We start from the raw sequence: 26,339 nt of genomic DNA on the forward strand, positions 1-26,339 counted from the left end.
CTACCTGATGGCATCCAGCATCTGTCTTTGCCGGTGCATCTCCAGGAAAATCCGGTAGTCGCGCTCGAAGCGCGGGCCTGAGGCCGGGTTCGAAGCGCGTGTCCGGCCGCCCTGCTGCATGGCAAGACAGGCGGCGTTGAGATCGGGGAAAAGCCCGGCGGCGGTTGCGGCGACCATGCCGGTGCCGAGCAGCACGGCTTCGTCGGCCAGCGGCTCGATCACCGTGCAGCCGGTGGCGTCGGCATAGAGCTCCATCAGCAGCGGGTTCTTGGTGTGGCCGCCCGTGACATGCAGCGTGTCGATCAGATAGCCGTTTTCGTTCAGCGCCTCCAGCACATGGCGTACGCCGAGCGCGATGCCGACGGCGGTACGCCAGTAGAGCTTGCACAGGCTGTCGAAGGAGGAATCCAGCGTCAGCCCGCTGACGACGCCGACGGCATGCGGATCGGCGAGCGGCGAGCGGTTGCCGTGGAAATCCGGCAGCACGTGCAGCCTTGCGGCGAGATTGTCACCCTCGGCGGCGCGCAGTTCGGCGACGCGTCGTGCGATCTTGGCGTGCATGGCGGCGTCCGGCTCGCCGCCGGCGCCGTGCCAGCGGATGATGTGGTCGAGCAAGGCGCCGGTGGCCGACTGGCCACCTTCCGAGAGCCACAGCTTCGGCAGCGCCGCGCCATAGTAGGGACCCCAGACGCCGGCGAAAGGCTGCGGATCCGGTGACATCGCCATGACGCAGCTCGATGTGCCGGCGATCAGCGCCAGATGCCGGCCGATATTCTCAGCGTCGCCGGCAAAGCCGCCGAGCACGCCGAGCGCGCCGGCATAGGCATCGATGACCCCGGCGCCGACGCGGCATTTCTCCGTCAAGCCAAGCTCCGCTGCCGCCCGCGCGGTCAGCGGGCCGATATCGGCGCCGACGGGGCTCGCCTTCTCCGGCAGGTTGCCGTGCTCGAAAAGGTCGCCAAGACCAACGATGTCGAAGAAGTCGCGCTGCCACGCGGTTTCTTCATGCGCGAGATAGGTCCATTTGGCGGTCAGCGTGCATTGCGACCGGGCCAGTGAGCCTGTCGCCTGCCACGTGAGGAAATCGGCCAGATCGAATAGATAGCCGGCTTCATTCCACGTTTTCTGCAGGTTTCGCTTCAGCCACATCAGCTTCGGCGTCGCCATTTCCGGTGACATGACGCCGCCGATGTAGTCGAGCACGGCGTGGCCGCTTGTCGTGCATTCGTCGGCCTCGGCAATGGCACGATGGTCAAGCCAGACGATGGTGTCCCAGCGCTTGTCGCCGGTGACGGAGACGCTGAGCTGGCCGCCATGCGTATCTCGCACAACCAGCGAGCAGGTGGCGTCGAAGGACATGCCGACGACATCCTCGGCGGCGACGCCTGCCTTGGCCCGGGCGGCACGCACGGCGGTGCAGACCGCCGACCAGATATCACGAGAATCATGCTCGGCGTGATCCGGCTTCGGCTGATTCATGGCGATCGGATGTTCGGCGCGGCCGAGCAAGGCGCCCCTTGTGTCGAGAATGCCCGCGCGGGCGCTCCCGGTGCCGACATCGACCGCGCAAACAAACTGTTTCGTCAAGATGCTCTGACTCTCGCTCCCAGGCCTGCAATGAGATCGGGCAATTGCAGCATGTCAGCGAATATAAAGTCCGGTTGCATCGACGCAAGCCGTGCTTTAAGCGCCGGTTGGCCGGCATGCGAGCCGCCGGTGAAGGCAAAGATGTGCATGCCCGCCGCCCGCGCCGCCTCGACGCCCGCCGGACTGTCCTCGATAACCAGACAATTTTGTGGTTCAGCACCCATGGCCTTGGCGGCGTGCAGGAAGAGGTCGGGCGCTGGCTTGCCTCGCGCGACCATGGCCGCGCTGAACAGATGCGGTTCCAGCAGGCCCAGCAACCCGGTAACGTCGAGTGCGTGGCGGATGCGGTCGAGGGTTCCGGAAGAGGCGACGCAGCAGGGCGTGACGAGCCTCGGCAGCATCTCCCTGACGCCTGCCACCGGCTTCAGTTCCTCGCGAAACCTGCGCATCAGCTCGACGCGCATCTCGGTCAGCTGCCTGTCGGTGATATCAAGCCCGAAGTCACGGCCAAGGATCTCGCGGACGCTCTTCATGCTCTTGCCGAGGAAATGCTCGTAGGCGGTATCCTCGTCGATGGTGCCACCGGCAAGCTTGATCATGCCGAGCAGGGCGGAGACGGAGAGCCCTTCGCTGTCCACGAGCACGCCGTCGCAGTCGAAGATGACCAGTTCGGGCGCCATGGCCTGGAATGGTTCTCAGAGCTGGCCGGCGAGGTAGCGCGTCAGGGTAGCGCGCGCGCCGTTCGACCACAGCACGTCGAGCGCATGGGCGAAGGCTTGCGCGAAGACAGTGGAGCGGCCGACATCGCCATAGATGTCCTCCATGGCGAGCCACGCGGCCGGCGTATCCTTCGCCGCCTTCGACGTCGCCTTCAGGCGGTCCCAGCTGGGGTCGTTGGGCTCGATGACAGCGCCCGAATCCGTCGTGCCGAAGCAGTAGCGGCACCAGAGCGCCGACTCCAGCGCGAGGCCGGCGACGCCTTTTCCCGCCTTCAGCCTGTCGGCGATGGTCGGAATGATGAATTTCGGCTGCCTGTTGGAGCCGTCGAGGCACAGCCGGCGCACGGTGTCGCCGATCTTGGGGTTGGAGAAGCGGCTCTCGATGAGCTGGTAATACTCCTCCAGCACGGTGTCCGGCACCGGCGGCACGGTCGGGATGATTTCCTCGCGCTCGAGCTTTGCCAGGAAGCCGCTGACCAGCGGTTCCTGCATCGCCTCATGGACGAAATGGATGTCCATCAGGCCGGCGGGATAGGCGATGGTCGCGTGGCCGCCATTGAGGATCCGGATCTTCATCAGCTCGTAAGGCGCGACATTCTTGACGAACTGCACGCCGACCTTCTCCAGCGCCGGGCGTCCCGCGGTGAAATGGTCTTCCAGCACCCATTGCCGGAACGGTTCGCAGAACACCGGCCAGTTGTCCTCCAGCCCGAAATCTTGAGCCAGAATGCCGCGTTCGCGGTCGGTGGTGGCCGGCGTGATGCGATCGACCATGCCATTGGGAAAGGCGACATGATCGCTGACCCAGTTCGCCAGGTCCTCGTCGATCAGCCGGGCGAGGCCTATGACGCCGTCCGAGGTGACATGGCCGTTGTGGGGGATGTTGTCGCAGGACATGACGGTGAACGGCGCGGTGCCTTCGTCGCGGCGGCGCACCAGTCCGGCGAGGATGATGCCGAACACCGTCCTGGGCGTCGCACCTGGCTGAGCGTCGGCGACAATATCGGGATGCGTCGGGTTGAACACGCCGGAAGCCGGATCGATGAAATAGCCGCCTTCGGTGATGGTCAGCGAGACGATCTTGATCGCCGGATCGGCCAAACGCTCGATGGTGCCAGCCGCATCACCCGGCATCAGGAAATCGATCATGGCGCCGGTGACACGGGCGCTCATGTGACCGCTGTCCTGCTCGACCACGGTGGTCAGCCAATCCTGTTCTTCCAGCTTGACGCGGCCGACCTTCTCCCCCTCGAACACGCCGGCGCCGACCAGTGCCCAATCATGGCCGATGCCGGAATTGAACAGATCGTCGAGATAGACGGCCTGGTGCGAACGATGAAAATTGCCAACGCCGAAATGCACGATGCCGGCCTTCAGGCTGGAGCGGTCGTATTTCGGACCGGCGACCTTGGCGGGCAGCCTGGAGAGATTGGAGGAGGAGAGTTTCACGGTCATCTGTTTTTACCCTTTTGGCCGGGCTACGGCCTTCGTTCACGAGAACAAGGTCGGGGTGCCACACGTCCCAAGGTCAGTGCGGCATTTCATCTTGATAGCGGCCTCTGCTACCCGTGGAGGAACGAGCAACAGAGGCCATCCCCCTCAGCTCATCCACTGGCCGCCATCGACATTGTAGGTCTGGGCGACGATGTATTCGGCGTCCTCGCTGGCGAGAAAGACCGCCATGCCTGTGAGGTCCTGCGCCGTACCCATGCGGCCATAAGGCACCGCCTCGCCGACAAGTTTTTTCTTCTCGCCCCTGGGGCGGTTTTCGTATTTGGCGAACAGGGAATCGACGTGATCCCAGTGCTCGCCATCAACCACGCCCGGCGCGATGGCGTTGACGTTGATGCGATGCTTGATCAGGTCGAGCCCCGCCGACTGGGTGAGCGAGATGACGGCGGCCTTGGTGGCGCAATAGACGCCGACCAGCGCCTCGCCGCGCCGCCCGGCCTGGCTCGCCATGTTGATGATCCTGCCGCCCTTGCCCCGCGCGATCATCGAGCGGCTCGCCGCCTGCAGCATGAACAGCGTGCCGGCGACATTGACGGAAAACAGCTTGTCGTAGCTCGCCTTGGTGATTTCGACGATCGGCGCCAGGTCGAACAGGGCGGCATTGTTGATCAGTATGTCCAGCCCGCCGGTCTTTTCCTCGACGGCCTTCACCGCCGCCTCGATCGAGACGAGATCGGTGACGTCGAGCTTGACCGCGTAGGCCTTGTCGCCGATCTCGGCAGCCGTCTTTTCCGCTGCTTCCAGATTGATGTCGGCAATGGCGACCGTGGCGCCCTCGCGCACATAGGCTTCGGCGAAGGCCCTGCCGATGCCGCGCGCCGATCCCGTGACCAGCGCCGATTTGCCGTTCAGCCTCACTGCGCCATCGCCTTGCCGTCGGGGCCGAAGCGATGCAGCTTGGCCTTGTCGGGCGTCAGGTAGATCGTGTCGCCGTGACGGACGGCCAGTTCGCCATCGGCGCGCACCGTCAACGGACCGACCCCTTCCGCCTGCACATGCAGGAACGTGTCGGAGCCGAGATGCTCGGCGACGCCGACGACCGCTTTCCAGTCGCCGGCCGTCGTCGAAATCTGCATATGCTCGGGACGGACACCGATGGTCTTGGCGCTGTATTTGGCGGCGGGCGCGCCTTCGATGAGGTTCATCTTCGGCGAGCCGATGAAGCCGGCGACGAACAGGTTCTTCGGGGTCTTGTAGAGCTCCATGGGCGAGCCGACCTGTTCAATGTTGCCGGCGTTCAGCACCACGATCTTGTCGGCCATGGTCATCGCCTCGACCTGGTCGTGGGTGACATAGACCATGGTGGTCTTGAGCTGGTGGTGCAGTTCGCTGATCTCCAGCCGCATTGTGCCGCGAAGCGCTGCATCAAGGTTGGACAGCGGCTCGTCGAACAGGAAGGCCGAGGGCTGGCGCACGATGGCGCGGCCGATGGCAACGCGCTGGCGCTGGCCGCCGGAGAGCTGGCCGGGACGGCGTTCGAGATAATTGGTGAGGTTCAAGACGCGTGCTGCGTCCTTCACCTTCTTGTCGATGGTCGCCTGATCCTCGCCCGCCATCTTCAGCGGGAAGCCGATGTTCTTGGCCACCGTCATGTGCGGGTAGAGCGCATAGGACTGGAACACCATGGCCAGCTTGCGCTTGGCCGGCGCCTCGCCGGTGACGTCGCGGCCATCGATGTTGATGGTGCCGCCGCTGGTGTCCTCCAGGCCCGCGATCAGCCGCAGCAGCGTGGACTTGCCGCAACCCGACGGGCCGACGAAGACGACGAACTCACCGTTCTCGATCACCAGGTCGAGGCCGGGGATGATCGACGTCGCCCCGAAGGACTTGGAGACGTTCTTGAGCGTGATGTTTCCCATGGTTTCCTCCCCGAGGGGTTATTGTCCGTCGTCTTTTTGCTCGTGTTTGACCGTGCCTGCCGCTACTTCACGGCACCGCCCATTATTTGACTGCGCCAAAGGTCAGGCCGCGCACCAGCTGCTTCTGGCTGAACCAGCCCATGATCAGGATCGGCGCGATGGCCAGCGTCGAGGCCGCCGAAAGCTTGGCCCAGAACAGGCCTTGCGGGCTGGAGAAGGAGCTGATGAAGGCGGTGAGCGGCGCGGCGTCGGTGGTGGTCAACCGGATCGTCCAGAACGCCTCGTTCCAGGCCAGGATGATGTTCAAGAGCATGGTCGAGGCGATGCCGGGCACTGCCATCGGCGTCAGCACATAGATGATCTCGTTCCACAGCGATGCCCCGTCCATGCGGGCCGCTTCGAGGATCTCGCCGGGGATCTCGCGGAAGTAGGTGTAGAGCATCCACACCACGATCGGCAGGTTGATCAGCATCAGCATGATCATCAGGCCGATGCGGGAATCCAGCAGGCCGAGGTTGCGGAAGATCAGGTAGATCGGGAACAGCACGGCGACCGCCGGCATCATCTTGGTGGACAGCATCCACATCAGGATGTCCTTGGTCCGCTTGGTCGGCGAGAAGGCCATCGACCAGGCCGCCGGTATGGCGACCAGCAAAGCGATGATGGTCGAGCCGACCGACAGGATCACCGAGTTGAGGAAGAACTTGAAATAGCCGCTCTGCGCCTGGACCTCGGAATAACTCTCGAACGTTCCCGAGGGGATCAGGCTGAAGCCCTGGATAGCCTCCTGCTCCGACTTGAACGAGGTGATGATCGTATAGAGGATCGGGAAGAAGATCAGCAGCGCGACGATCCAGGCGGCCGCGGTCGCGATCGTCTTGTGCCGGTTGGTGACTGCACGTGCCATGATCAGGTCCTCCCGTATGGGCGATGTTGGCGGCAAGGTCGACCCCCACTCCGGTTTGCTGCGCAAACCACCTCTCCCCCGATCGACGGGGTAGAGGAAGGGCGCGGCTTCGATGCAGGCGTTTCCTCTCCCCCGGGCAGGGGGAGAGGTGTCCCGCGCAGCGGGACGGAGTGGGGGTGGTTCAGCGCACGCGACATCGTACCCTCCCTTATTTGTCCAAGTTCTTGCCGACGGCGCGCATGGCGAAGAAGGCGACGATGTTGGCGAGGATGACGGCGATGATACCGCCGGCGGATGCCTGGCCGATTTTGAACTCCAGCAATGCCTTCTGATAGACGAGGAACGGCAGGTTGGTGGAGGCGTAACCCGGGCCACCATTGGTGGTGACGAGGATTTCAGCATAGACCGACAGCAGGAAGATCGTCTGGATCAGGATGACGACGGTGATGGCGCGCGACATGTGCGGCAGCGTCAGATAGATGAAGCGGCTGACGAAGCCGGCGCCGTCCATCTCGGCGGCTTCCTTCTGTTCGCCATCAAGCGACTGCAGCGCGGTCAAGAGGATCAGCGTTGCGAAGGGCAGCCACTGCCAGGCGACGATGATGATGATGGCGGTGAGCGGATGCTGGCCGAACCAGTCGATCGGCTGGGCGCCGAAGAAGCGCGCAATATCGGCAAAGACACCGTATTGCGGATGCATGATCATGTTCTTCCAGACCAATGCGGCCACCGGCGGCATGACGAAGAACGGCGAGATGACGAGGATGCGCACGATCCCCTGTCCCCACATCGGCTGATCGAGCAACAGCGCCAGCAGGATGCCACCGATCACCGTGATCAGCAGCACGCTGACCACGATGGTGAGCGTGTTGAGGATCGACTGCAGGAACGCCGGGTTGGAATAGAACAGGGCGTAGTTGGAGAAGCCGACGAAGCCGTCACGGATCGGGTTCAGCGGATTGTATTGCTGGAAGGAGAACCACAGCGTGAACGCCAGCGGGACGATCATCCACACCAGCAGCAACACCACGGATGGCGCCATCATGAAACGGGCAAGCGAACGGGTCTGCTGAGTAGCCATGACGGTCACCCTTCAAGGTCAGACTGAATTTTCAGAATTGGGACTATAAAGGCGGCCGCCCGAACTGGGAACTCGGGCGGCCGTTGCCGGTCATGGTATGCGACCGGCATTCGGCACCGGGAGGAGCCTTACTTGATATAACCGCCTTCGGTCATGGTCGCGGTGGCCGCGTCCTGAGCCTGCTTCAGCGCATCGTCGACGCTCGACTGGCCGGCAAGCGCCGCCGAGAAGAGCTGGCCAACCGTGGTGCCAAGGCCCTGGAATTCAGGAATGGCGACGAACTGGACGCCGACATAGGGCACCGGCTTGACGGTCGGATGGGTCGGGTCAGCCGCGTTGATGGAGTCCAGCGTCATCTTGGCGAACGGAGCCGCCTTCTGGTAGTCGGCATTGGCGTAGAGCGAGGAGCGCGTGCCCGGAGGCACGTTGGCCCAGCCTTCCTTCGAGGCGACGAGCTCGGCGTAGTGCTTGCTGGTTGCCCAGGACACGAACTTCTCGGCGGCGTCAGCCTTCTTGGTGCCGGCGGGAACGGCGAGCGACCATGCCCATAGCCAGTTGCCGCGCTTGCCCAGCCCATTGTCTGGCGCCAAGGCATAGCCGACCTTGTCGGCAACGGTCGAGTTCTTCGGATCCGAGACGAAGGACGCGGCGACGGTGGCGTCGATCCACATGCCGCACTTGCCCTGCTGGAACAGCGCCAGGTTCTCGTTGAAGCCGTTGGACGATGCGCCCTCGGGGCCGTCGGCCTTCATCAGGTCGACATAGAACTGCAGCGTCTTCTTCCACTCGGGCTGGTCGAACTGTGGCTTCCAGTTCTCGTCGAACCAGCGCGCGCCGAAGGAGTTCGACATCGCCGTCAGGAAGGCCATGTTCTCGCCCCAGCCGGCCTTGCCGCGCAGGCAGACGCCGTTCACGCCATTGGCGCGGTCGGTCATCTTGTCGGCGGCCTGGCGGATGAAGTCCCAGGTCGGCGCGTCGGGCATCTTCAGACCCGCCTTGTCCATCAGATCCTTCCGGTACATGACGAAGGAGCTCTCGCCGTAGAAGGGCGCTGCGTAAAGCTTGCCGTCGACCGAAAGGCCACCGGCGATGGCCGGGATGATGTCCTTGGCGTCATAGTCGGCGCCGAGCTTGTCGAGCGGCAACAGCCAGCTCTGCTTGGCCCAGATCGGAACTTCATAGGTGCCGATGGTCATCACGTCATACTGGCCGCCCTTGGTGGCGATGTCGGTGGTGACGCGCTCGCGCAGCACGTTCTCTTCGAGCGTGACCCACTGAAGCTGGATGTCGGGGTTCGCCTTGGTGAAGTCGTCCGTCAGCTTCTGCATGCGGACCATATCGCCATTGTTGACGGTGGCGATGGTGATGGATTCGGCGTGTGCGGCGAACGCTAAAGCGCTGGCCGAGCACAAGCCCAAGGTGAGCGTGCGAAGTTTCATCAAATTCCTCCCATGGACCAAGATGAGCATTTGCCTTGGCTTTGAGCAATTACTCACTTGGCGTTAATTATGTCAAGCCGGATTCGATGCTGCAGCGCAGCACATGACGCCGAATGGCGGGGCACGAGGGCATGACGAAGCAGGTTCGTTCCGTCACTGGAACGGCAAGGAATGATTTGCGGAAGGGCTTGCCGGATTTCAGCACGTTGGCCGAAGGCCTTTGTCAGCAGGCGATCTCGGCCAGGACCCAGTCGCGGAAGGCGCGGATCTTGGGCACATTGCGTCGCGCTTCGGGATAGACCAGCCAATAGGCATGGCCATCGTCGCCGACCAGGTCGAAAGGCTGGAACAGGCGACCGTCGGCGAGCTCGTTCTTGAACAGTGCCCTGGTCAGGATCGCCACGCCATGGCCGGCGATGGCCGCATTGGCCTCATAGGCTTGCGCGCCCATGCTGCTGCCGGGCCGGCTGGCAAGGTCGTGCGTGTGGACACCGGCAGTGGCAAACCACTGATTCCACCAGATGTCGCCGGGGTCGAGGATCGGCAATCGCAGGAGATCGGCGGGCTCGTTGACGCCGCCTATGCTCGCCGCGAGCTTCGGGCTCAGCATCGGCGTGAAATCGGCGTCGAGCAGCTTGTACGCTTCAAGGCCCGGCCAATTGCCGCCGCCCGAGCGGATGGCGATATCGACATCCTCGCGGGCGAAATCGGTCAGCCGGCTCGACGTCTCCAGCCGCACGGCAAGGGCGGGATGGGCGATCTGGAACGAGCCCAGCCGATGCGCCAGCCAGTTCGAGGCGAAGGTCAGCACCGTGGTAACGCACAGCAACCCGTCTGCCCCGCCGCGCGCCGCGGCGTAGGCCTGGCCGAGAATGGCGAAGGCCTCGCTGACGGCGGGCGCAAGGCGCTGCCCGGCCTCGGTCAATGCGATCTGTCGCGGCCGGCGCAGGAACAGCGGTGCGCCGACGCGCTCCTCCAGCACCTTGATCTGGTAGCTGACCGCCGCCTGCGTCATGCCGAGTTCGGCCGCCGCCTTGGTGAAGGAAAGATGCCGCGCGACCGCTTCAAACACCCTGACCGCTTGCAGCGGAGGGAGTTGCGAAACCTGTCGCGAGCCGAGGTCCGGCATAAGGCCTCCTTATGGGTCGTTATCGACGTTCGATTGGCAAAGGCGACCGTCAGGACCGACATTCAGGGTCAACCCGTCATTCGGGTCCAGGATAGCGGAGGTTGACGATCATGACCATGGCGCAGCAGAAGTGCACTCCCGCTCCAGATCATCGCTGGATTTCGTGGCTTGCGGATGGATTTGGCTGGTTCGCGATCCGGAAACGGGCGCATCTCGATATCAGGGACCTGTCGCCGCATCTGCAGCGTGACCTGGGTTTCCTCGATGGCAACGACCCTTTCGGGCGGCACAAATAGCCTCGCTGGCCTTATCCCGGATCAGCCGGCTGCAAGCAGGGCGGATGCGGTCCGCTCGTCGGTGATGAGGCCATTGACCAGCCGCCGGTTCACGGCGGCGAGGATGCCCGGCAGTTTCCGTTCGCCCATGGCAAGCGCGATGACCAGCGACTTTTCGCGCGACGGCAGCGCCGCCGATGACACGCGGTCGTTGGTGATGCCGTCGATCATGCGGCCATCACGATCGAACACCCAGCCGACGATTTCGCCGACCCCGCCCGCCTTCTGCAGCGCCTTCAGTTCACCTTCCGAAATGAAGCCGTCCTCATAGAGCGGCGCCTTGGGGCCGAGATCGCCAATGCCGACAAAGGTGACGTCGGCCTCGGCGGCAAGCGCCAGCGTCGGCTGGATCATCGACTGGTTGAGCAGCATCTCGCGCTCTTCCGGCGAAGAGGCGATGACCGGCAAAGGCATCGGGAAGGATCGTGCCTTGACCCTGTCGGCCATGGTGAAGATGACGTTGTAGAAGGCGGCCGAGCCGTCGGGCGAGATGTTGCCGGTCAGCGACACGACCTTGTGCTGCGGGCATTCCATCGGCGGCAACTGTTCGATCGCGGCCTTCAGCGTGCGGCCGGTGCCGATCGCCATGACGATCGGGGTCGGCGAGCGCAAGCGACGCTCGATCTCGGCGGCGGCAGCCTCGGCGATGCCGATCGTGGTCGAGGACGAAGAGGGATCGCTCGGCACAACCTCGACCAGATCGAGCGCGAAGCGCGACTTCAGCCGGGCCGAGAGATCGAGGCAATTGGCGATCGGGTGATCGACGCGGACCTTGATCAGGCCTTCCGACACGGCCAGCGACACCAGGCGCTGCGCCGTCTGCCGGGAGATGCCGAGCGTGGAGGCGATCTGGTCCTGTGTGTTGCCGGCAACATAATAAAGCCAGCCGGCGCGCGCCGCGTCGTCCAACCTGTTGCTGCCGCCGTCCTGCCGGGAATTCAAGTCCTGCCTCCAGAGAGCCCGCCGAATATCGAGACGGTGCTATAGTCTCGCAGGGAATGCGCTGGCGCGCAATTGCCAATCAGCAGGGCAATTGCCTGATGCTTTCGATGGAGCATGGTATCCTGGCAACCATTCCAGAGACGAAGGAAAGAACCGCATGGGCGGGTCCGGCGGTTTATCTCGCGACACAGATCTGAATTTTTGTGCATGTCGTGTTCCCAAAACCGCGAGCACTTTTGGGCGACATGCATTAAGGGAATCGCAAAGAGGAATCTAGCATGACGCCGAAAGCGGTTTTCTGGGACATGGACGGAACGCTGGTCGACAGCGAGCCGCTGCACGAAGCCGCCCTGATCGCGGCGCTGCGAAACGCCGGCGTCGCGCCGCCAGCCGACCTGCATCAGCGGGTGCTCGGCGTCGCCGCATGGCCCGTCTACGAGATGCTGCGCGACGAGTTCGGCCTGGACGTGCCGTTCGACGAGTGGATCAGCCGGAAATACGATCACTATTTGCCGCTGACCGCGACGCTGAAGCCGCGCCCCGGTGCGATCGAGATCTTCAACGAGTTGCGCGCGCTTGGCGTGGCGCAGGCGGTGGTGTCCAATTCCGACCGCCTGGTCGTCGACGCCAATCTGCGGGTGGTCGGGCTGAGCTATCCCGGCATGAAGACGGTCAGCCGCAATGACGTGCGCGAAGGCAAGCCGCATCCGGAGCCCTTCCTGCGCGCCGCCTGGCTGGCGGACGTTGACCCTTCGCAGGCGGTCGCCGTCGACGACAGCTGGACGGGAGCCATGGCAGGGCTGGCGGCAGGGATGAAGACGATCTTCTGGCCGGAAGCGCCGATGGCCGGACCGCCCGGCGCCATCGTCATCGACAGCGCCGAAGAGTTGCGGAAGCAATTAGGACTCTGAAGAAACCCGCCCACGCCGGCGCCGACCCTCATCCGCCTGCCGGCACCTCTACCGTAAACGGGGAGAGGTAAGAATATTCAGTTCCTGTAGGCCGGCTCCTGCTCGTCGAGGATCGCCTTGAGTTCGGAAAGGTGCCGGTCGGCCTGGCCGGGATAGTCATCCATTTCCTTGGCGGTCTTTTCGGCGATCTCGTCAGAGAGCACGCGCAGCGGACGGCCTGTCCACAGCGCCTTGATGTAGGTCTCGGCGGCGCGTTCGAAATAGAACATGCGGTTGAAGGCGTCGGCGACGGTATCGCCGATGACCAGCACGCCATGGTTGCCCATGATCATCACCTTGTCCTTCGGATTGGCAAAAAGCTGCGAGCAACGCTCGCCTTCTTCTTCGAAGGCCAGCCCGCCATAGTGGGCATCGACGACGTGACGGTTGAAGAACGTCGCTGAATTCTGATCGATCGGCGGCAGCCTCGAATCAGCCAGCGAAGCGAGCACGGTGGCGTGGATCGAATGCACATGCATGACGCAGCGCGCTTGGGGCACATTGCGATGGATGGCGCCATGCAGACCCCAGGCGGTCGGGTCAGGCGCATTCGGGCCCGAGAGCGTATCCGGATCATTGGCATCGATCAGCAGCATGTCGCTCGCCTTGATGCGCGAGAAATGCATCTGGTTGGGATTCATCAGGAATTGCGTGCCGTCGTCATTGATGGCCAGCGAGAAATGATTGGCCACCGCCTCGTGCATGTTGAGCCGCGCTGTCCAGCGGAAGGCGGCGGCAAGATCGACGCGCTCTTCGTAGAACGGCAGGTTGGTCAGCGTTTCCTTCTGCAGGCGCGCGATGCTCATCGAGAATACTCCGTGAAAGACCGCAGGATGCCGTGCGCCGAATGCACGTGCAACCGGTTTCGGTTGGTGCAGGAACTACGCCCCACCGCCACGATGCGTCAGGCGGCCGAACGGGTCCGCAGCCCGCCATGTTCGACGATGAAATCGATGACCTCCTGCAGGCCCTTGCCGCGCGACAGGTCGGTGAAGCCGAAGGGGCGCTTGCCGCGCATGCGGGCGGCATCGCTTTCCATGACGTCGAGATTGACGTTCACATAAGGCGCAAGATCGCTCTTGTTGATGACCAGGAAGTCGGAACGGGTGATCGCCGGGCCGCCCTTCCTCGGGATCTCCTCGCCCTGGCAGACCGAGATGACATAGAGTGTCAGATCGGCGAGGTCCGGCGAGAAGGTGGCGGCGAGGTTGTCGCCGCCGGATTCGATGAAGACGATGTCGAGATCCGGGAACTTCCGGTTCATCTCGGCGATCGCCTGCAGGTTGATCGAGGCGTCCTCGCGGATGGCGGTGTGCGGGCAGCCGCCGGTCTCGACACCCATGATGCGGTCCTCGGGCAGCGCCTGCAGCCGGGCCAGCATCATGGCGTCTTCCTTGGTGTAGATGTCGTTGGTGACGACGGCGATCGAGAACTCGTCGCGCAGCGCCTTGCAGAGCTTTTCGGTCAGCGTCGTCTTGCCAGAGCCGACGGGGCCGCCGATACCGATGCGAAGGGGACCATTGGTCTGCGTCATGCGGGGAACTCCGTGATGGCAAGAACGGCGAAGCCAAGCCCGATCAACAGGCACAGCGGTGAATAGTAGCGGACATCAAGCCGCGCGAAAGGCTGTTCCGGCGCCAGCCGCCGCCACCACGGCGTGAAGCCGGCAATGCCGCGCCCGAGGAAAACCAGCCCGATGAGCAACGAAGTTGCGGCAAGCCCCTCCTTGGGAAAGGGTGAGGCAAATACGCCCTCGAGCGCCATCGGCCACAGCGTCGCCAAGGCAAGGCACGCCGCAACGGCGAAGCTGGCGAAGGGCGTCGGCATCTCGTCGACGCCGCGAAAGCCGACGACGGCGCGGGCGCAGGAGGCGGCATCCCTGCCCGGCCAGATACCACCAATGCCCCAATAGACATGCAGTGTGGTGATCAGCAGCAAGACGAACGAAAGCGCGAAGGCGAGAATGATCATGAACGGAACAGCCGCGAGTATTGGGTTTCATGCTTCATCGCCATGACGTCGGAGACGAAGGCGCAGCCGCCGAGATCATCGAGCGTCGAGCCCGCAGCCCGCGTGGCGGTCGCCAGGGCCAACGGCTCGAAACCGGCGAGCAAGGTCGTTGCGGCATGCTGGCCGACGACGCCGAGCCGGATAGCAGCCTGGACAAGGTTGGAGAAAAAAGCCTGCAGGAAGGCCGACAGTGCGTCCTGAAGCGCAATGCCATTGCCGCCGGCAATGGAGCCGACGGCAACACAGTAGGCGCATTCGGCGGGCAGACGTCGCAGCACCGGGGTTGGCCAGGCAGCAGCCGCTTTCACGAAGGCCGCACCCTGCAGCATGGTCTCGGCGTGACGCTCGCGCGAGCCGGCCAGGGCCTCGGCGAGCGCTGCAATCTCATCGAGATCACCATCTTCGCGCGCACGGCGCCAGCTTTCAGCGAACAGCACCGCATCGTTCCAGCCCGAGCCCATTTCGACCAGCGTCTCCAGCCAACCGGCCAGACTCTCCCTATCGACGATCAGCCCGTCATGCACCGCACGCTCAAGACCATGGCTGTAGGAAAAACCGCCAACCGGAAAGGCCGGCGACAGCCACGCCATCAGCCGCAGCAAGGCGATGTTCGACGGCTGGTCAGTCATGATCGTGGTGGTGGCCGGCGTGACTGTGCGAATGCGATTCGCTGTGCGCGTGGGAATGCCCTTCCGCATGGCTGTGCGCATGCGCCTCGGCATCCGCATGGCCGTGATCATGCCCGCCGGAATAGGCGCCGCGCACCGGCCTGAATGGTTCCGACACCTCGGTCACCGTGGCGCCCAGCCCTTCGAGCATCGCCTTGATGACGTGATCGCGCAGGATGATGATGCGGTTGGCCTCGATGCCCGCCGCCAGATGGCGGTTGCCGATATGCCAGGCAAGCTCGGTCAGATGCACGCCATCGCGGGCGCGGATATCGTAGACCTCTTCTCGCGCCGCGATGATCTCGACATGGCGACCGTCCTCCAGCACCAGCCGGTCGCCATCGTTCAAGGCAACGGGCTCGGCAAGGTCGACCAGCACCTTGCCGCCGCCGGAAAGCTCGATGGCCCGGCGGCGCAGATGCCGTTCGTCATGGGCGAGCACGGCACGGCCATAAGGCACGGTTGCTCCTGCTTCGCCGGCTGGTAGCACGGATACGGCACGCGGGAATTTGGTGAAGTCGGTGCGGATATCGAGCTTCATTTCATGGATCCCCCATTGGCTTGCGCCCTTGCGCGGGCGGGTCGCGCCAGCACGCGGTCGAAATAGGCGCTGACGCGATCGGATTCGATCGGGAAACGGCCGGCGCGTGCCCAGCCACCCATATCGCCAAGCAGCACATCGACAGCGGAAAACCGGTCACCTAGTGCAAACGGCCGATCACCAAGCCGGCGATCCAGCGCCTTGACCTCCGAGGCAAAATCATACGCGGCGGCCGGACCGACATCGACCCGCACATCCTTCGGCAGCAGGAAGCGATGGCGCAACTTGTTCCACAGCGGCGCTTCGAACTCCGATTGGGCAAAATGCGTCCAGGAATCCATCTCGGCGCGGCCGGCGAGCCCAGGATTGGCGCCCATGTCTTTTTCGGCATGCTTGTCGGCGAGATAGACGCAGATTGCCGCCGAATCCGTGACCTTGAGATCGCCGTCGATCAGGATAGGAACCTTGCCCGACGGGTTGAGCGCATAGGCTTCCGGCGAGCGAAGCTTGACCTCGACGAACTCATAGGGCTGCCCGAGTTCCTCGAGCATCCAGAGAACGCGGCTGACCCGGGATCCGCGCGATCCGACGGCCTTGTACATGCAAACTGCCTTTTCCAACCGAGCCTAGACGATAGCGAACCTTAGCCCAATGCCGCTCAGACGATCGTGTCGAAGAGCCGCAGGATGAACGAGATCTGATAGACCAAAGTGGCCGCGACAAAGGTAATGTGAAACCGCCGATCGCGCACCAGGATCGCGGCGATGCACAGCCCGACGAAGACCGGCGTGCGGAACAGGTACTCGTTGCCGAAATGGGCGAAATGCTCCGGCCCTTTCAGCAGCGTGTCGATGACGTCTAGCAGATAGGTCGCGGCCAGCAGGCCGAAGAACCAGGCGCGGCGCGAATAGAAGAAATCCTCGTAGCTGGTGTAGTCCAGCATGGAATCCGGAAACAGCAGCGCGCACAGCAGGAACAGCGTGATGGCGTAGAAGATGATGAAAAGGTATTTGCCGAACGTCCATGTCTCGATGGTGTAGAGCCCGAACTCCCACCACCAGAAATGCACAAGCATCAACAGCACCGAGGCCACCCAGGCCAGATGCACGGTATAGAGCCGGTACTGGCCGGGATGCTGGACGATGCGGGCGACCCCGGACAGCAGGCGGGCGAGACCAAGACCGATCACCATGCCCATGACGATGCGGATATGCGGAAAGACGTCGTGGGCTGATGCTATTTCGGTGGCCATGCTTGATCCCGATGCGGATGCTCGTGACCGCATATTGCTGTGTCGCGAAACAGCCTGCAACGGATTTGCTTGGTCGGCTGTATCGCCCCTTCACATCAAAACAGAAAATACCTCTGCGCCATCGGTAGCACGGTTGCCGGCTCGCAAGTCAACAGTTCGCCGTCGGCGCGAACCTCGTAGGTTTCGGGGTCGACTTCAACATGTGGAGTGGCGTCGTTGAGCACCATGGAGTGCTTGCCGATGCCGCCACGCGTGTTTTCTACGGCAACGAACTGCTTGTCGACGCCAAGCCTGCCATGCAACCCGGACTCGAGCGCGGCCTTCGAAACGAAGGTCACCGACGAGTTGGTCCTAGCCTTCCCGAAGGCGCCGAACATCGGCCGGTAGTGCATCGGCTGCGGCGTCGGGATCGAGGCATTGGGGTCGCCCATCGGGGCGGCGGCGATCATGCCGCCGAGCAGCACCATATCCGGCTTGACGCCGAAGAAGGCGGGATTCCACAGCACAAGGTCGGCGCGTTTTCCCACCGCGATCGAGCCGATCTCCTTCGACAGGCCATGCGCGATGGCCGGGTTGATCGTGTATTTGGCGATGTAGCGGCGGACGCGGAAATTGTCGTTGTCGCCGGTTTCCTGCGGCAGCGAACCGCGCTGGCGCTTCATCTTGTCGGCGGTCTGCCAGGTGCGGATCGCCACTTCGCCGACACGGCCCATCGCCTGGCTGTCCGACGAGATGATCGAGAAGGCGCCGATGTCGTGCAGGATGTCCTCCGCCGCGATGGTCTCCTTGCGGATGCGGCTTTCGGCAAAGGCAATGTCCTCGGGGATCGACGGCGACAGATGATGGCAGACCATCAGCATGTCGAGATGCTCGGCCAGCGTGTTGACGGTGTAGGGCCGCGTCGGATTGGTCGAGGACGGGATGACGTTGGGCAGGCCGCAGACCTTGATGATGTCCGGCGCATGGCCGCCACCGGCACCCTCGGTGTGAAAGGCGTGGATGGTGCGGCCCTTGATCGCCGCAACTGTATTTTCCACAAAGCCTGACTCGTTCAGCGTGTCAGTGTGGATCATCACCTGCACGTCGTAGTCGTCGGCGACCGACAGGCAGCAGTCGATGGCCGCCGGCGTCGTGCCCCAGTCTTCGTGCAGCTTCAGCGAACAGGCGCCGCCCAGTACCATTTCCTCAAGTGCGGCCGGCAGGGAGGCATTGCCCTTGCCGGACAGGCCGATGTTCATCGGGAAGGCGTCGAAGGACTGGATCATGCGGGCCATATGCCATGGCCCCGGCGTGCAGGTGGTCGCCAGCGTGCCATGCGCCGGGCCGGTGCCGCCGCCAAGCATGGTGGTGATGCCTGACATCAGCGCCTCCTGGATCTGCTGCGGGCAGATGAAGTGGATGTGGGCGTCGAAGCCGCCGGCGGTGAGGATCTTGCCTTCGCCGGCAATGATCTCGGTGCCGGGGCCGATGATGATGGTGACGCCATCCTGCGTGTCCGGATTGCCGGCCTTGCCGATCGCCGCGATGCGCCCGTCCCTGAGGCCGATATCGGCCTTGAAGATGCCGGCACTTGCATCGACGACCAGCGCGTTGGTGATGACGGTGTCGACCGCGCCCTGTGCCCGCGACACCTGGCTCTGGCCCATGCCATCGCGGATGACCTTGCCGCCGCCGAATTTCACCTCCTCGCCATGGATGGTGAGATCCTTCTCGACCTCGATGAACAGTTCGGTGTCGGCAAGCCGCACCTTGTCGCCGACGGTCGGGCCATACATCTGGGCGTAGGCGGCGCGGGAAATCCTTGCTGGCATCAGAGTTTTCCCATCACCTTCCGCTGGAATCCATAGACCTCGCGTTTGCCGCCAAGCGGCACCAGCGTGACATCGCGCTCCTGCCCCGGCTCGAAGCGCATGGCGGTGCCGGCGGCGATGTCCAGGCGCATGCCACGCGCACGCTCGCGGTCGAACTTCAGCCCCTCGTTGGTCTCGAAGAAATGGTAGTGGCTGCCAACCTGGATCGGCCGGTCGCCGCTGTTGGCGACCTTCAGGGTGACGGTCGGCAAGCCCTTGTTCAGCTCGATATCGCCGTCCCTGGTGATGACTTCGCCCGGGATCATCGCGGCCTCACAGGACGCCGAAGGCGAGGCCGACACCAACAGCCGCGCAGGCCGCACCCGCCGCACGGGCAAGACCGCGGAATCTGATGCCGAGACCAAGGCCGACAGCGATGCCTGTGGTATGGAGCAAGACAGTGGCAGCGGCAAAGCCGGCCATGTATTCAAGCCCGCCGGCGTTCTGGGGAACCTCGGTGCCATGGGCGTGGCCGTGGAACAGGGCGAACAGGCCGATGATGGCGGCGCCGGCCAAGACAGGCAGATCGACCGCCAGCGCCACCAGCAGCCCGAGCGCCACGACCGAGGCCAGTATGCCCGGTTCGACGAAGGGCAACGGCATATGCAGCATGCCGAGAGCGCCGCCGACCAGCATGACGCCGACAAAGGCCAGCGGCCAGGCCCATATCGCCTTGCCGCCCTTGAGCGCGGCCCACAGGCCGACCGCGATCATCACCGTCATATGGTCGAGGCCGGAGAGCGGGTGCATGAAGCCGGCCGCGAAGGAAGACGTCGTGCCGATGCCGACATGCGCATAGGCGGGCATGGAAGCGGCCAGAAGCAGGATCGCCGAGAGGCATAGGCGTTTGGCAGGGATCATTCTACGTGCCTTTCGTTTGCGGTGTCGGGTGTTCACGCAGCCTTGCGGGGACCACAGCCTTCGGCCTTGAGGACGCGTTTGGTCGAAGCGGGATATTTTCCCAGCTTCGAAGCAGGGCGGATCGGCCGCGCGGAAAAATTGCCGCCGCAATTGGGGCAGACGCCGCCCAGCACGGTTTCAACGCAGTCGGCACAAAAGGTGCATTCGAAGGTGCAGATCATGACATCCGCGGCCTCGGGCGGCAGGTCCTTGTCGCAGCATTCGCAATTGGGGCGCAGCTCAAGCATTTTTCTCTCCTCACCTGATGGGTTCGTGCACAGTCACCAGCTTGGTGCCGTCGGGAAAGGTCGCTTCGACCTGCACATCGTGGATCATCTCGGCGATGCCTTCCATGACCTGCGCGCGGGTGACGACATGGGCACCGGCCTCCATCAGCTCGGCGACCGGGCGCCCGTCGCGAGCACCCTCGACGACGAAGTCGGTGATCAGCGCGATCGCCTCCGGATGATTGAGTTTGACGCCGCGTTCGAGCCGCCTGCGCGCCACGATCGCCGCCATGGCGATGAGCAGCTTGTCCTTTTCCCTTGGCGTCAGGTTCATGCGTTTCCCTGAAATGATGCGGACAGAATCAAAGTGACCATAATTTGGGCAGACCCGCCCGCCCGTTGAGCAATTCGACCAGCGGCACCAGCCGCTTGCGGAGCTGGTAGCCATCCCCGGCGTAAAGCCTCGCAAGAAGCTTGCCAGATTTGTTCACGCTCCAGACGCTGGCGTCGCCGTGGTCGCCAATGATGTCACGGACCGTATCCAGAAAGGTCTCGGCGCGGGACGAAACCATCAGCAGCGTCGCCACCGCGATGGCGCCGCCTGCCACGGCAGGGCGGCCGAGAGTGGTCGCGATGTCGGGTCCAATTCGAAAATCCTCGGCATGGACGAGCGCCCCGCCCTGCCGGACACGCCAGCGGTCATGGAAATTGCCCTGCGCGGCGCGTTCGCCCATTGCCAGCCGGCCGAAGACGGTGGCCTCCAGCACAAGCGCTTCCGCGCCGGGGGCAAGCTCGACATCAAGCGTGCGGGCAAAATCGGACCGGTCAAAGACGATGGTTTCCTGCGGCAGCCAGGCAATGCGGCCCTGTTCGCCAACGGTCAGCCTGACCCGCACTTCGGCTCGGTCGGATGCTGCGCGGTAGATCTTTTCACAGGCCTGGGTTGTGATCGTCGCGGAGGCAGCCGCGCCGACATCGATCTCCCAGCCGAGACGGTCGCCGCCGGTCAGGCCACCAGCGGTGTTGATCAGCACGGCTTCCAGCGGATCGGCCGAAACGGCCGGCATCCTTATCTTGGCGGAACCGTCCTGATAGAGGCGCAGCAGGCGTGTGCGCCCGACGCTTTGGCCGCATGCCAGCCTCGCCAGGCCGGCGACACGCTGGGCCGCCGGCGCCGAAATCCTCGTATGTTCCGTCGTGTCCACGCCACAACGTTAAGCACTCCGGCGGCTTTGTCGATATATAGCTTGTTGCTTGACGGCGTTTCCCTTTCTATAGAGGGAGCCACCTTGGAACGGTCGTGCAGCGCCTGGAGGGCGTAAAAGGCGACGATTGCGGATTGATCCGAGGACGAAAGACGCGCTCATCAGATGGCGTCAGGAAACGACAAGGTTGGGGAAGAAACCGAATGGCTGACCAGCTGGCAACGGATATCATCGCTAAGATCAAGGCTCACGCTGAGCCCGGCGGCGAGGAAATCACCCCCAGTACCGAACTGACCGCGCTTGGCATCCATTCGCTGGAACTGACCGAGATCATCTTCGACCTCGAGGAAGAATATGGCATCGAGATCGAGATGAACACGGTCGACGCCTGGAGCAACCTGAAGAATGTCGGCGACATGATCGAGGCTGTTCGCGCGCTGATTGCGAAAAAAGCCTGAATGCGCAAACGCGTCGTCATCACCGGCCTGGGCGGCATTTGCGGACTCGGCACCAATACGTCCGCCATCTGGGACGAGATGCGCAATGGCCGCTCTGCCATCGGCCCGATCACCAACTCGGAACTCCATGACCTGAAAGTGCGGGTCGGCTGCGAGATCAAGACGCTTCCCGAGCACGGCATCGAGCGCAAGCAGCTGGTGTCGATGGACCGTTTCAGCCTGCTGGCGACGATCGCCGCGCGCGAAGCCGCCCAACAGGCCGGATTGACCTCGAACGAGGCCAACACCTATCGGATGGGCGCCATCGTCGGCGTCGGCGTCTGCGGCTGGGAGGCGATCGAGGAGAATTACCGCGCCATCCTGCTCGAGGGCAAGAACCGCGCCGGTATCTTCACCGTGCCTAAGGTGATGCCTGGCGCCGCGGCCGGCCAGGTCAGCATGCATCTCGGCCTGCGTGGGCCGGTCTTCGGCATCACCTCCGCCTGCTCTTCTTCCAACCACGCCATTACGTCGGCGATCGACCAGATCCGTCTCGGCCGTGCCGATGTCATGCTTGCCGGTGGCACTGACGCACCGCTGGTCTGGGGCATCCTGAAGGGCTGGGAAGCGTTGCGGGTGCTGTCACCTGACACGTGCCGGCCGTTCTCAGCCGACCGCCAGGGCCTGGTGCTGGGCGAGGGCGCGGGCATGGCTGTGCTCGAAAGCTATGAACATGCCGTGGCGCGCGGCGCCACCATTCTTGCCGAGATTGCCGGCGCCGGCCTGTCCGCCGATGCGTCCGACATCGTCGCGCCGACCATCGAGGGACCGGAGGCGGCGATGCGCGCCTGCCTGGCCGACGCCGGGCTCAATCCCGAAGATGTCGACTACCTCAACGCCCATGGCACCGGTACCAAGGCCAACGACCAGATCGAAACGGCGGCGATCAAGCGTGTGTTCGGCGACCATGCCTACAAGCTTTCGGTGTCATCGACCAAGTCGATGCACGCGCACTGCCTGGGCGCTTCGGGCGCGCTGGAAATGATCGCCTGCGTGATGGCGATCCGCGAAGGCGTCGTGCCACCAACCGCCAATTTCCGGCAGGCCGATCCCGATTGCGATCTCGACATCACGCCGAACGTGGCGCGGGAGCGCAAGGTGCGCGCCGCGCTCAGCAACGGTTTTGCCTTCGGCGGCACCAATGCGGTGCTGGCGTTCAAGGCAGCCTGATTCCGGGGCAGCCTGATTCCGGGGTAGCCTGATTCCGGGGTAGCTTGATCCAAGGGCGGCCAGACTCGAGGCTGTCCGCTTGGGGTTGACTGTGCGCGCACGGCGAAACGCTGATCGCCATATTGATCATGATGCGACGCCGGCCTAGTTCTTGCACACCCGCCATGATCGCGCCGTTCGGCGCGAATCTCATCCTGGAGTTTCGATGACCGATCTGTCCGCTTTTCCGATCGCGACGCGCTGGCCGGCCAGCCATCCCGATCGTATCCAGCTTTACTCGGCTCCGACGCCGAACGGAGTGAAGATTTCGATCGCGCTCGAGGAACTCGGCCTGCCCTATGAGGCGCATGCGGTGAACATCGGCAAGAACGAGAGCTGGACGCCGGAATTCCTGTCGCTCAACCCCAACGGCAAGATACCCGCGATCATCGATCCCAAAGGACCGGGCGGCAAACCGATCGGGCTGTTCGAATCCGGCGCGATCCTGCTCTACCTCACCGACAAGACCGGCAAGCTGATCCCGGCCGATCCGACACGACGCTATGAGACCATCCAGTGGGTGTTCTTCCAGATGGCCTCGGTCGGGCCGATGTTCGGCCAGGTCGGCTTCTTCCACAAATTCGCCGGACGGGAAATCGCCGACAAGCGGCCGCTGGAGCGCTATCGAGACGAATCGAAACGTCTGCTCGGCGTCCTCGATACCAGGCTGAAGGGTCGCAAGTGGATCATGGATAACGATTACACGATCGCCGATATCTCGCTGCTCGGCTGGGTGCGCAACCTGATCGGCTTCTACGACGCACGCGAGCTGGTCGGTTTCGACGATTTCGCCAATGTGGCGGCGTGGCTGGAGCGGGGCCTTGCGCGGCCTGCGGTGCAATCTGGCCTGAATATTCCAACCAGGGGCTGACGCGGGCCGACCGGCCGGGGTTGTCGGAAACGGTAGTCCGCTACTTGGACTTCGCCTTGGCTTTCGAGCCGCCCTTGCCCATGACGGAGGCAGCAAGCGAGGCGGCCCCGCGAGCGGCAACGACGACGGCACCAGCCGCGACATTGGCGGTGGCCTTGACCGTGCGCATGGCGCTGCCCGCCAACGAACCGTCGGCACCGGCCGGCTTTTTCGGCTTCGCGGACTTCGGCGCGGCCTTGGCGGCAGCAGGGATCACCTTCTTTGGCGCCGCCTTGCCGAAGGCGGGCTTTGCCGCATCCTTGGCGCGGGAAGCATCACCGGCAGCTGTTTTCGGTTGAACTGCCTTGGCTTTGGCGAGCGCGGGTTTTCTTGCCTTGGTAGCCATGAGAGTCCCTTGTCCCGGCACCATGCCGTGTCGGGATAACGACTGGAAAGTCTTAAGGTTCCTGCAACGGTTTCAGGCAAATCCTACCGAATCGTCGATCACCAGATCGGCCGCTCGACGGCGGGCAAGGACGCGGTCGATGTTGGGCATGTCGTTGGAGGCGATCCAGGCGCGGGCATCCGCGTCGGAACGGCCATGGCCGTGCCAGCGCTCAAGCAGGCGGCGCTCAAGCTCGGCGCGCGGCACGTCGACGAAGATCGAGAAATCGAACAGCGGCGCCAAGCGCGACCAGGGCTCTTCGTCGAGCAGCAGGTAATTGCCCTCGACCAGGATGAACTTGGTATTGGCGGAGACGATGGCGGCGGCAGCGCGCGACAGCTCCATGCCGCGGTCGAACACCGGGATGGCGATGTCCGGCTCGGCCGCCCGGATACGCTTCAGCAAGGTTTCGAAGCCGGCAAAGTCGAAGGTTTCGGGCGCGCCCTTGCGGGCCCGCAGGCCACGCTGCTCGAGCACGACATCATCATAGTGGAAGCCATCCATCGGCACGACTTCCGCCGTGCCTTCCGGCAGCAGGCCGTGCAGCCCGGCCGAGAGCGTCGACTTGCCGGCGCCCGGAGGGCCGGCAATGGCCACAATGAAGCGCGGCGCCTTGCCGGCGCGCTTGAAGATGGTGGCGGCGAGATGGGCGATTTCGGACATGGGGCCTCTCTTGCCTGGTCGGCGCGATGTTTGCGGCCGCATCTTGGCGACAGTTCGCGGAAATTTCAAACCGGGATTTTACTCAATGTAGGACGGTCAATTGTGAAAATCCGCGCCGCCCCTCATTGCCCTGCCGGGCATTTCTCCCCGTATAGTGACGGGCAGAAAGTAGCCGGCCGCAACGCTGGCGTTCTTCTTGCAACGCTGGCAATTGGCGAAACCATCGATGAGAGCGCACCTCTCCCGTCACTATACGGGGAGTTGAGGAGTGGTCCGCGCGGCGGACGAAAGCCAAGCAATTGGCTTTTCGAACGACGAACGCCGGCAGGCGGTGAGGGGCGGCGCCATCGTTCGGAACGAATAGCCAATCAACCAGCCACCGGCCGGCCAATGCGCAGGAAATCGCTGTCGAAGGCAACCTCCCATTTTGAGCCGCCAGCCGCCAGCCGCATGCGGCCATCCGCCATCGTGAGTTCCCGCGGCGGCTCCCCGCCGGACAGAGGCACGGCGCCAATGACATGCCGGAACGAGACATCGCGGCCTTCGCCCAGCGCAAAGGCCGTCGCAACCCCTTCCCGCTTCAGCCAATTGTCGCCGATCGATGCGGCGTGGCCAACGGCGGTGCGGCCGTCCTCGATACCGAGCACGCCGATGTGGCGGCCGTTCCACGGTGCATAGTCGCGCCCACCATTGCTGACCCAGAGCATGGTGATGGGCAGTTCGGCCGGGTTCTTCAGCACCAGCACCAGATCGGCCTCGGCATGGCGCGCCAGTGCCGTCCAGCCCGGCCCGCCATGGTCGGCCTCGACCAGCGTGATGAAATCCTCCCGTTTCTGGTCCATGCGATAATCGGCAAGGTCCATCGTGCCGCCGTCCTTGGCCGGGAAATGGGCGAGGTCGGCGGAGCGCGCTGGATAGGCGAGCCGGAAACGGCCGCGCGAAGGATCCGGTTCCAGCGGGTCGGCGGGTGTCTCGGCGAAGCGCTTTGGCGAGAAGGCGAGCCTGCCGCCGTCCTTCATCGACGTCATCGGATGATGGGCGACGGAAATCGCGCCGGAGCCACCGGTAAAGACATGCTCCTGGTAAAGAAAAGGATGGTCGTCGCGCAAGGTGAGGATCTTGTCGACGCTGGCGCCCATGACCTTGCGCTGAAGCCGGAACACCGCACGCCAGCCGTCCACCGTCGCCTTGCTGTCGACGACATCCCAGGCGCTGTTGGCCGGCCAGCCATGCAGGGGGGCAGCCTCGACATCGCTGCGCGAAAACGGCGCGCAGAGGAAATCGCCGGAGAGATGCACCGTGCCTTCCGGCAGGTCCTGCGGCAGCGTTGCGCGCGGTTCCCCAACCCAGGGCGCGCGATGCAGCGGCTTCAGCTGGCGCCCGTCCCTGTCGATGACCATGTCGGCGAGATGGCCAACCGCGAGGTCGACCGAAACCGAGATGCCCTCTGCCTTGATCGTGATGGTGTCCATTGCGCTCCTCGATTCTGATGCCGCCAGCAGAACCCGTTCGATGCTCATTGTGCAAGCGCCATGGCCCGCATTTCACATCAAGCACCGGAA

The 26,339-nt window shown here is 63.8% G+C and carries 31 protein-coding genes; 5 read left to right on the top strand and 26 right to left on the bottom strand.

The genetic code is table 11. The features are described 5' to 3' along the window. The 9 genes from ABVQ20_RS22480 to gcvA all read right to left on the bottom strand — a co-directional run bounded on the left by ABVQ20_RS22480 (window position 1) and on the right by gcvA (window position 10,233). Entirely contained in the window at window positions 1-1,587 is a 1,587-nt protein-coding gene (locus ABVQ20_RS22480; RefSeq protein WP_354461661.1) for an FGGY-family carbohydrate kinase, read from the bottom strand. Then, window positions 1,584-2,267: an HAD family hydrolase gene (locus ABVQ20_RS22485; protein ID WP_354461662.1), complete on the bottom strand. Its 684-nt coding sequence runs from the start codon at window positions 2,265-2,267 to the stop codon at window positions 1,584-1,586. Before ABVQ20_RS22485 ends, ABVQ20_RS22480 begins: the two co-directional genes overlap by 4 nt. Window positions 2,268-2,282: 15 nt before the next feature. Beyond that, window positions 2,283-3,761: a mannitol dehydrogenase family protein gene (locus tag ABVQ20_RS22490; protein ID WP_354461663.1), complete on the bottom strand. Its 1,479-nt coding sequence runs from the start codon at window positions 3,759-3,761 to the stop codon at window positions 2,283-2,285. Window positions 3,762-3,905: 144 nt separating this feature from the next. After that, window positions 3,906-4,676, bottom strand: coding sequence for an L-iditol 2-dehydrogenase (locus ABVQ20_RS22495; protein ID WP_354461664.1), 771 nt, complete (start codon window positions 4,674-4,676; stop codon window positions 3,906-3,908). Continuing rightward, window positions 4,673-5,677 (bottom strand): ABC transporter ATP-binding protein, encoded by a 1,005-nt coding sequence (locus tag ABVQ20_RS22500; RefSeq protein ID WP_354461665.1) that lies wholly within the window; start codon window positions 5,675-5,677, stop codon window positions 4,673-4,675. Before ABVQ20_RS22500 ends, ABVQ20_RS22495 begins: the two co-directional genes overlap by 4 nt. A gap of 82 nt (window positions 5,678-5,759) precedes the next feature. Beyond that, window positions 5,760-6,584 (bottom strand): carbohydrate ABC transporter permease, encoded by an 825-nt coding sequence (locus ABVQ20_RS22505; protein ID WP_354461666.1) that lies wholly within the window; start codon window positions 6,582-6,584, stop codon window positions 5,760-5,762. 208 nt (window positions 6,585-6,792) lie between these two features. After that, a complete protein-coding gene (locus ABVQ20_RS22510) occupies window positions 6,793-7,665 on the bottom strand; it encodes a carbohydrate ABC transporter permease (RefSeq protein ID WP_354461667.1) in 873 nt (290 codons plus the stop codon). Window positions 7,666-7,793: 128 nt separating this feature from the next. After that, the gene (locus ABVQ20_RS22515; protein ID WP_354461668.1) at window positions 7,794-9,104 is read right to left on the bottom strand and encodes an ABC transporter substrate-binding protein; all 1,311 of its coding nucleotides are present in this window, start codon (window positions 9,102-9,104) and stop codon (window positions 7,794-7,796) included. A 223-nt stretch (window positions 9,105-9,327) separates the two neighbouring features. After that, window positions 9,328-10,233 carry a transcriptional regulator GcvA gene (gcvA, locus tag ABVQ20_RS22520; RefSeq protein WP_354461669.1) on the bottom strand — a complete coding sequence of 302 codons (906 nt, stop codon included), beginning with the start codon at window positions 10,231-10,233 and terminating at the stop codon, window positions 9,328-9,330. Window positions 10,234-10,343: 110 nt separating this feature from the next. Between gcvA and ABVQ20_RS22525 the strand changes: the two genes are divergently transcribed. Further along, a complete protein-coding gene (locus ABVQ20_RS22525; protein WP_354461670.1) occupies window positions 10,344-10,529 on the top strand; it encodes a hypothetical protein in 186 nt (61 codons plus the stop codon). Between the two features lie 21 nt (window positions 10,530-10,550). On the opposite strand, the gene ABVQ20_RS22530 is transcribed toward ABVQ20_RS22525, so the two are convergent. Next, window positions 10,551-11,510, bottom strand: coding sequence for a sugar-binding transcriptional regulator (locus ABVQ20_RS22530; protein ID WP_354461671.1), 960 nt, complete (start codon window positions 11,508-11,510; stop codon window positions 10,551-10,553). A gap of 278 nt (window positions 11,511-11,788) precedes the next feature. Between ABVQ20_RS22530 and ABVQ20_RS22535 the strand changes: the two genes are divergently transcribed. After that, complete coding sequence (locus tag ABVQ20_RS22535; RefSeq protein WP_354461672.1) at window positions 11,789-12,421, top strand: HAD family hydrolase; 633 nt, start codon at window positions 11,789-11,791, stop codon at window positions 12,419-12,421. Window positions 12,422-12,498: 77 nt separating this feature from the next. On the opposite strand, the gene ABVQ20_RS22540 is transcribed toward ABVQ20_RS22535, so the two are convergent. The 13 genes from ABVQ20_RS22540 to ABVQ20_RS22600 all read right to left on the bottom strand — a co-directional run bounded on the left by ABVQ20_RS22540 (window position 12,499) and on the right by ABVQ20_RS22600 (window position 21,113). Further along, on the bottom strand, window positions 12,499-13,266 hold the full coding sequence (locus ABVQ20_RS22540; protein ID WP_354461673.1) for a class II aldolase and adducin N-terminal domain-containing protein: 768 nt from the start codon (window positions 13,264-13,266) through the stop codon (window positions 12,499-12,501). Between the two features lie 98 nt (window positions 13,267-13,364). Further along, the gene (ureG, locus tag ABVQ20_RS22545) at window positions 13,365-13,994 is read right to left on the bottom strand and encodes an urease accessory protein UreG (protein WP_354461674.1); all 630 of its coding nucleotides are present in this window, start codon (window positions 13,992-13,994) and stop codon (window positions 13,365-13,367) included. Next, complete coding sequence (locus ABVQ20_RS22550; protein ID WP_354461675.1) at window positions 13,991-14,431, bottom strand: DUF3995 domain-containing protein; 441 nt, start codon at window positions 14,429-14,431, stop codon at window positions 13,991-13,993. Before ABVQ20_RS22550 ends, ureG begins: the two co-directional genes overlap by 4 nt. Then, on the bottom strand, window positions 14,428-15,099 hold the full coding sequence (locus ABVQ20_RS22555) for an urease accessory protein UreF (protein ID WP_354461676.1): 672 nt from the start codon (window positions 15,097-15,099) through the stop codon (window positions 14,428-14,430). The genes ABVQ20_RS22550 and ABVQ20_RS22555 overlap by 4 nt, the downstream gene beginning before the upstream one ends. After that, window positions 15,092-15,679, bottom strand: coding sequence for an urease accessory protein UreE (locus ABVQ20_RS22560; protein ID WP_354461677.1), 588 nt, complete (start codon window positions 15,677-15,679; stop codon window positions 15,092-15,094). The genes ABVQ20_RS22555 and ABVQ20_RS22560 overlap by 8 nt, the downstream gene beginning before the upstream one ends. After that, window positions 15,676-16,281, bottom strand: a complete 606-nt coding sequence (locus ABVQ20_RS22565) for a glutathione S-transferase family protein (protein ID WP_354461678.1) — start codon at window positions 16,279-16,281, stop codon at window positions 15,676-15,678. The genes ABVQ20_RS22560 and ABVQ20_RS22565 overlap by 4 nt, the downstream gene beginning before the upstream one ends. A gap of 56 nt (window positions 16,282-16,337) precedes the next feature. Further along, window positions 16,338-16,931 carry a hypothetical protein gene (locus ABVQ20_RS22570; protein ID WP_354461679.1) on the bottom strand — a complete coding sequence of 198 codons (594 nt, stop codon included), beginning with the start codon at window positions 16,929-16,931 and terminating at the stop codon, window positions 16,338-16,340. A gap of 95 nt (window positions 16,932-17,026) precedes the next feature. Further along, the gene (gene ureC, locus ABVQ20_RS22575; RefSeq protein WP_354461680.1) at window positions 17,027-18,742 is read right to left on the bottom strand and encodes an urease subunit alpha; all 1,716 of its coding nucleotides are present in this window, start codon (window positions 18,740-18,742) and stop codon (window positions 17,027-17,029) included. Further along, the gene (locus ABVQ20_RS22580) at window positions 18,742-19,047 is read right to left on the bottom strand and encodes an urease subunit beta (RefSeq protein ID WP_354461681.1); all 306 of its coding nucleotides are present in this window, start codon (window positions 19,045-19,047) and stop codon (window positions 18,742-18,744) included. The genes ureC and ABVQ20_RS22580 overlap by 1 nt, the downstream gene beginning before the upstream one ends. A gap of 7 nt (window positions 19,048-19,054) precedes the next feature. Next, window positions 19,055-19,642: a HupE/UreJ family protein gene (locus tag ABVQ20_RS22585; protein WP_354461682.1), complete on the bottom strand. Its 588-nt coding sequence runs from the start codon at window positions 19,640-19,642 to the stop codon at window positions 19,055-19,057. A 32-nt stretch (window positions 19,643-19,674) separates the two neighbouring features. Next, complete coding sequence (locus ABVQ20_RS22590) at window positions 19,675-19,929, bottom strand: DUF1272 domain-containing protein (RefSeq protein ID WP_354461683.1); 255 nt, start codon at window positions 19,927-19,929, stop codon at window positions 19,675-19,677. A gap of 10 nt (window positions 19,930-19,939) precedes the next feature. Beyond that, window positions 19,940-20,242: an urease subunit gamma gene (locus ABVQ20_RS22595; RefSeq protein WP_354461684.1), complete on the bottom strand. Its 303-nt coding sequence runs from the start codon at window positions 20,240-20,242 to the stop codon at window positions 19,940-19,942. 28 nt (window positions 20,243-20,270) lie between these two features. Then, window positions 20,271-21,113 (bottom strand): urease accessory protein UreD, encoded by an 843-nt coding sequence (locus ABVQ20_RS22600; RefSeq protein WP_435528397.1) that lies wholly within the window; start codon window positions 21,111-21,113, stop codon window positions 20,271-20,273. A gap of 203 nt (window positions 21,114-21,316) precedes the next feature. Here ABVQ20_RS22600 and ABVQ20_RS22605 point away from each other — a divergent pair, with 203 nt between their 5' ends. The 3 genes from ABVQ20_RS22605 (at window position 21,317) to ABVQ20_RS22615 (ending at window position 23,690) form a co-directional block, all read left to right on the top strand. Then, entirely contained in the window at window positions 21,317-21,571 is a 255-nt protein-coding gene (locus ABVQ20_RS22605) for an acyl carrier protein (RefSeq protein ID WP_354461685.1), read from the top strand. After that, entirely contained in the window at window positions 21,572-22,780 is a 1,209-nt protein-coding gene (locus ABVQ20_RS22610; RefSeq protein WP_354461686.1) for a beta-ketoacyl-[acyl-carrier-protein] synthase family protein, read from the top strand. 205 nt (window positions 22,781-22,985) lie between these two features. Next, window positions 22,986-23,690: a glutathione S-transferase family protein gene (locus ABVQ20_RS22615; protein ID WP_354461687.1), complete on the top strand. Its 705-nt coding sequence runs from the start codon at window positions 22,986-22,988 to the stop codon at window positions 23,688-23,690. Between the two features lie 40 nt (window positions 23,691-23,730). Here the strand turns inward: ABVQ20_RS22615 and ABVQ20_RS22620 are convergent, their stop codons facing one another. The 3 genes from ABVQ20_RS22620 to ABVQ20_RS22630 form a co-directional block, all read right to left on the bottom strand. After that, complete coding sequence (locus ABVQ20_RS22620; protein ID WP_354461688.1) at window positions 23,731-24,075, bottom strand: hypothetical protein; 345 nt, start codon at window positions 24,073-24,075, stop codon at window positions 23,731-23,733. Window positions 24,076-24,147: 72 nt separating this feature from the next. After that, entirely contained in the window at window positions 24,148-24,777 is a 630-nt protein-coding gene (locus ABVQ20_RS22625) for a nucleoside triphosphate hydrolase (protein WP_354461689.1), read from the bottom strand. A 368-nt stretch (window positions 24,778-25,145) separates the two neighbouring features. After that, the gene (locus ABVQ20_RS22630) at window positions 25,146-26,249 is read right to left on the bottom strand and encodes a hypothetical protein (RefSeq protein WP_354461690.1); all 1,104 of its coding nucleotides are present in this window, start codon (window positions 26,247-26,249) and stop codon (window positions 25,146-25,148) included. Between the last annotated feature and the right edge of the window lie 90 nt (window positions 26,250-26,339).

This window comes from Mesorhizobium shangrilense (assembly GCF_040537815.1).
In the GTDB taxonomy this organism is placed as follows: domain Bacteria; phylum Pseudomonadota; class Alphaproteobacteria; order Rhizobiales; family Rhizobiaceae; genus Mesorhizobium; species Mesorhizobium shangrilense.

Coding starts and splice junctions, on each gene's coding strand:
- ABVQ20_RS22555 (WP_354461676.1), bottom strand. CDS start 15,099: ATGACTGACCAGCCGTCGAACATCGCCTTGCTGCGGCTGATGGCGTGG.
- ABVQ20_RS22595 (WP_354461684.1), bottom strand. CDS start 20,242: ATGAACCTGACGCCAAGGGAAAAGGACAAGCTGCTCATCGCCATGGCG.
- ABVQ20_RS22585 (WP_354461682.1), bottom strand. CDS start 19,642: ATGATCCCTGCCAAACGCCTATGCCTCTCGGCGATCCTGCTTCTGGCC.
- gcvA (WP_354461669.1), bottom strand. CDS start 10,233: ATGCCGGACCTCGGCTCGCGACAGGTTTCGCAACTCCCTCCGCTGCAA.
- ABVQ20_RS22570 (WP_354461679.1), bottom strand. CDS start 16,931: ATGGCCACCGAAATAGCATCAGCCCACGACGTCTTTCCGCATATCCGC.
- ABVQ20_RS22605 (WP_354461685.1), top strand. CDS start 21,317: ATGGCTGACCAGCTGGCAACGGATATCATCGCTAAGATCAAGGCTCAC.
- ABVQ20_RS22580 (WP_354461681.1), bottom strand. CDS start 19,047: ATGATCCCGGGCGAAGTCATCACCAGGGACGGCGATATCGAGCTGAAC.
- ABVQ20_RS22490 (WP_354461663.1), bottom strand. CDS start 3,761: ATGACCGTGAAACTCTCCTCCTCCAATCTCTCCAGGCTGCCCGCCAAG.
- ABVQ20_RS22540 (WP_354461673.1), bottom strand. CDS start 13,266: ATGAGCATCGCGCGCCTGCAGAAGGAAACGCTGACCAACCTGCCGTTC.
- ABVQ20_RS22525 (WP_354461670.1), top strand. CDS start 10,344: ATGACCATGGCGCAGCAGAAGTGCACTCCCGCTCCAGATCATCGCTGG.
- ABVQ20_RS22630 (WP_354461690.1), bottom strand. CDS start 26,249: ATGGACACCATCACGATCAAGGCAGAGGGCATCTCGGTTTCGGTCGAC.
- ABVQ20_RS22620 (WP_354461688.1), bottom strand. CDS start 24,075: ATGGCTACCAAGGCAAGAAAACCCGCGCTCGCCAAAGCCAAGGCAGTT.
- ABVQ20_RS22550 (WP_354461675.1), bottom strand. CDS start 14,431: ATGATCATTCTCGCCTTCGCGCTTTCGTTCGTCTTGCTGCTGATCACC.
- ABVQ20_RS22565 (WP_354461678.1), bottom strand. CDS start 16,281: ATGTACAAGGCCGTCGGATCGCGCGGATCCCGGGTCAGCCGCGTTCTC.
- ABVQ20_RS22590 (WP_354461683.1), bottom strand. CDS start 19,929: ATGCTTGAGCTGCGCCCCAATTGCGAATGCTGCGACAAGGACCTGCCG.
- ABVQ20_RS22505 (WP_354461666.1), bottom strand. CDS start 6,584: ATGGCACGTGCAGTCACCAACCGGCACAAGACGATCGCGACCGCGGCC.
- ABVQ20_RS22615 (WP_354461687.1), top strand. CDS start 22,986: ATGACCGATCTGTCCGCTTTTCCGATCGCGACGCGCTGGCCGGCCAGC.
- ABVQ20_RS22560 (WP_354461677.1), bottom strand. CDS start 15,679: ATGAAGCTCGATATCCGCACCGACTTCACCAAATTCCCGCGTGCCGTA.
- ABVQ20_RS22485 (WP_354461662.1), bottom strand. CDS start 2,267: ATGGCGCCCGAACTGGTCATCTTCGACTGCGACGGCGTGCTCGTGGAC.
- ureC (WP_354461680.1), bottom strand. CDS start 18,742: ATGCCAGCAAGGATTTCCCGCGCCGCCTACGCCCAGATGTATGGCCCG.
- ABVQ20_RS22535 (WP_354461672.1), top strand. CDS start 11,789: ATGACGCCGAAAGCGGTTTTCTGGGACATGGACGGAACGCTGGTCGAC.
- ABVQ20_RS22625 (WP_354461689.1), bottom strand. CDS start 24,777: ATGTCCGAAATCGCCCATCTCGCCGCCACCATCTTCAAGCGCGCCGGC.
- ABVQ20_RS22515 (WP_354461668.1), bottom strand. CDS start 9,104: ATGAAACTTCGCACGCTCACCTTGGGCTTGTGCTCGGCCAGCGCTTTA.
- ABVQ20_RS22510 (WP_354461667.1), bottom strand. CDS start 7,665: ATGGCTACTCAGCAGACCCGTTCGCTTGCCCGTTTCATGATGGCGCCA.
- ABVQ20_RS22500 (WP_354461665.1), bottom strand. CDS start 5,677: ATGGGAAACATCACGCTCAAGAACGTCTCCAAGTCCTTCGGGGCGACG.
- ureG (WP_354461674.1), bottom strand. CDS start 13,994: ATGACGCAGACCAATGGTCCCCTTCGCATCGGTATCGGCGGCCCCGTC.
- ABVQ20_RS22610 (WP_354461686.1), top strand. CDS start 21,572: ATGCGCAAACGCGTCGTCATCACCGGCCTGGGCGGCATTTGCGGACTC.